3 protein-coding genes and 1 pseudogene are annotated in these 3,324 nt (G+C 67.9%); 3 read left to right on the forward strand and 1 reads right to left on the reverse strand.

What is annotated here, in order from left to right; translation table 11 throughout:
• Both WBF82_RS17075 and mnmA read left to right on the forward strand, forming a co-directional pair.
• On the forward strand, window positions 1-611 hold a 611-nt coding region (locus tag WBF82_RS17075; protein ID WP_424384151.1), incomplete at its 5' end, for a cysteine desulfurase family protein.
• Window positions 608-1,681 (forward strand): tRNA 2-thiouridine(34) synthase MnmA, encoded by a 1,074-nt coding sequence (gene mnmA / locus WBF82_RS17080; RefSeq protein WP_424384152.1) that lies wholly within the window; start codon window positions 608-610, stop codon window positions 1,679-1,681. The genes WBF82_RS17075 and mnmA, both read left to right, overlap by 4 nt.
• 18 nt (window positions 1,682-1,699) lie before the next feature.
• On the opposite strand, the gene WBF82_RS17085 is transcribed toward mnmA, so the two are convergent.
• On the reverse strand, window positions 1,700-2,335 hold the full coding sequence (locus WBF82_RS17085) for a sensor domain-containing protein (RefSeq protein WP_424384153.1): 636 nt from the start codon (window positions 2,333-2,335) through the stop codon (window positions 1,700-1,702).
• Window positions 2,336-2,414: 79 nt separating this feature from the next.
• Between WBF82_RS17085 and WBF82_RS17090 the strand changes: the two are divergent.
• Window positions 2,415-3,293, forward strand: a pseudogene (locus WBF82_RS17090) (methionine synthase); the annotation flags it as partial.
• Window positions 3,294-3,324: the final 31 nt, after the last annotated feature.

A 3,324-nucleotide genomic window follows, 5' to 3' on the forward strand; every position in this document is an offset into this window, starting at 1 on the left:
TCGGTGCCAGCCAGCTGTCCGCGATGAGTGTGGCCGCCCACAAGTTCGGCGGCCCGCCCGGTGTGGGTGCGCTGCTGCTGCGTCGCGACGTGGGCTGCGTGCCGCTGTCACACGGTGGCGGCCAGGACCGCGACATTCGTTCTGGCACTCCCGATGTCGCGGGCGCAGTCGGTATGGCTGCCGCGATGCAGCTTGCCGTTGACGGACTGGAGGCCAACAGCGCGCGGATGCAGCTAATGCGCGATCGTCTGGTCGATGGTGTGCTGGCTGGCATCGAAGATACCCGCCTCAACGGTGCTGCCGGCTCGCGACGCCTACCGGGCAACGCGCACTTCACCTTCGACGGGTGTGAGGGCGATGCGCTACTGATGTTGCTGGACGCCAACGGGATCGAATGCTCGACCGGCTCGGCGTGTACCGCCGGAGTGCCGCAGCCCTCACACGTGTTGCTCGCGATGGGCGCTGAGCCTGCCAGTGCCCGTGGATCGCTGCGATTGTCGTTGGGGCACACCAGCGTCGACGCCGATGTCGATGCCGCGCTACGGGTACTGCCCGGCGCCGTGGCCCGGGCCCGGCATGCCGCGCTGGCCGCCGCCGGAGTGTCGCGATGAAGGTGCTCGCCGCGATGAGCGGCGGCGTCGATTCGTCGGTCGCCGCCGCACGGATGGTCGACGCCGGACACGATGTGGTCGGCGTGCATTTGGCGTTGTCACAGGCACCTGGCACATTGCGTACCGGCTCGCGGGGCTGTTGTTCCAAAGAAGACGCCGGCGACGCCCGGCGGGTCGCCGACGTCCTCGGAATCCCGTTCTATGTATGGGATTTCGCCGACAAGTTCAAAGAAGACGTCATCGACGACTTCGTGTCGTCCTACGCTCGCGGTGAGACTCCCAACCCGTGCGTACGATGCAACGAGCGGATCAAGTTCTCGGCGCTGGCGGCACGTGCGTTGGCGTTGGGTTTCGACACGGTGGCCACCGGACATTACGCCCGCCTCTCCGATGGGCGGCTGCGCCGCGCTGTCGACGGGGACAAGGACCAGTCCTATGTGCTGGCGGTGCTGACCTCCGATCAACTGCGCCATGCCGCGTTCCCGATCGGGGATACCCCGAAGGTGCAGATTCGCGCCGAGGCGGCCCGCCGCGGCCTGGCGGTCGCGGACAAGCCGGATAGCCACGACATCTGCTTTATCCCGTCCGGGGATACCCGCGCGTTTTTGGGCTCCCGGATCGGGGTGCGCCGCGGGTCGGTCGTCGACCAGCGGGGGACCGTGCTGGCCGGCCATGACGGGGTGCACGGTTTCACCATCGGCCAGCGCAAGGGACTGGGCATTGCCGGCCCGGGCCCGGACGGCCAGCCGCGCTACGTCACCGCGATCGACGCCGACAGCGGCACCGTCCAGGTGGGTTCGGCGGCCGACTTAGACGTGCGGCAGCTGACCGGGCAGCGGCCGGTTTTCACGGCCGGGACTTCACCGACAGGTCCCATCGAGTGCGCGGTGCAGGTGCGTGCGCACGGTGAGACCGTCGACGCGGTCGCCGAGTTGGCCGGCGATGAGCTTGTGGTCCGGCTGCGCACCCCACTGCGCGGTGTCGCGCCGGGGCAGACGCTGGTGCTGTACCGGCCCGACCCGGACGGCGACGAGGTAATCGGAAGCGCCACGATCGCCGCGTCGTCCTGACCTGTCGCCTCCCGCGGGCTAGCCGGGCACGTTGGCGGCAATATTGGTGATCACTATCGTCGACACCGATTCCGGGAATCCGCAGAAGGTGACCTCCATCAACACCGCGGACTTGACTTCATAATCGCGTCCACAGTCGCCGGGGCGAGTCTGCAGTGACTGTTCATCGGAGATCCACGGGCCGACGAACCCCGTACCTTCCTTGGTGTTCGCACAGTCTCTGACGGTTGTCACTAGCCCCTCGAATGCGTGATGTGCGGTAGTGGCATCGCGGTAGGCGGCGGCGCCTTCGGAGATCAGCCCGCCGCGAGGTGGGTATTGGAACGTCGTCTTGTGGAACTCTTCGACGTCGGGCCCGAAGGTGGCGGTGTCCTCGTAGACGAACCGGCACTGCGGCGGTGCAGTCTCGGCGAGTCTTTCAATGTCGACCGGGGATTTGCCGTCCATCGACGGGATGATCGTGAGGTGCTCGTCAGCGCCGGTGATCGCGCGCATGCGGTTCTGATCGAGTAAGACGCGGTCGACGTCAACCCCGGAAAAATTAGGTCCGGCGCCGAATGGCAGTACCGCGGTGCCGTCCGTCATGCGGGTGCAAGCGGCGGCCAGCAGGGCCGCACCACACAACACCAGCAATCGTGACGTCACATTTTCCATCTTTCGTTGGGTTCGAGCCTAATCGCGCAGACAGACCCTGGCAGGGGGCACCCGCAACCCCATCGAATACGGTTGGCCGGTGAGCGTTTTCGCAACCGCCAGCGGCACCGGTTCATGGCCGGGCACCGCCGCGCGGCAAGCGGCCGAGGTCGTCGTCGGTGAATTGGGCGCCGCGATGGCCCACCTCGTCGAGCTGCCCGCCAGAGGAGTGGGCGCCGACATCGTCGGGCGGGCCGGTGCGCTACTGATCGACGTGGCCATTGACACCGTTCCCCGCGGCTACCGGTTGGCAGCCCGCCCGGGCGCGGTCACGCGGCGGGCGATCAGCCTGCTCGACGAAGACATCGACGCGCTGGAAGAGGCGTGGGAGATCGCGGGGTTGCGGGGCAGCGGGCGGCCGGTCAAGGTTCAGGCGCCCGGGCCGATCACCCTGGCCGCCGAGCTGGAACTGGCCAACGGGCATCGGGCGATCACAGATCGTGGTGCCCTGCATGACATCGCGGCTTCACTGGCCGAAGGTGTCGGCGAGCATCGGGCCGCGGTGTCCCGTCGACTCGACACGCCCGTAGTCGTGCAATTCGACGAACCGTCGCTGACGGCGGCGGTGACCGGACGGTTGACCGGGGTCACCGCGCTGAGCCCGGTGGCCCCCATCGACGAGACGTTGGCCACCTCACTGCTGGACACCTGCGCGGACGCGGCGGGCGCAGAGGTGTCCGTGCACAGCTGCGCCGTCGCATTGCCGTGGAAAGTGTTGCAGCGCAGCAGTATTGCAGCAGTCTCGGTCGACGTGGCGACGCTTGAGGCGGCCGATCTGGATGCCGTCGCGGAATTCGTCGAGTCGGGCCGCGCCGTGATGTTCGGTGTCGTGTCGTCCAGCGCCCCGACCCGGGCACCGTCGGCGGAGCAGGTTGCCGCCGCTGTCGTGGCGATCACCGACCGGCTCGGCTTCGGCCGCTAGGCGCTACGGAAAAGCATCGGCGTCACCC

Source organism: Mycobacterium sp. (genome assembly GCF_049673265.1).
In the GTDB taxonomy this organism is placed as follows: domain Bacteria; phylum Actinomycetota; class Actinomycetes; order Mycobacteriales; family Mycobacteriaceae; genus Mycobacterium.

Coding starts and splice junctions, on each gene's coding strand:
- mnmA (WP_424384152.1), top strand. CDS start 608: ATGAAGGTGCTCGCCGCGATGAGCGGCGGCGTCGATTCGTCGGTCGCC.
- WBF82_RS17085 (WP_424384153.1), bottom strand. CDS start 2,335: ATGGAAAATGTGACGTCACGATTGCTGGTGTTGTGTGGTGCGGCCCTG.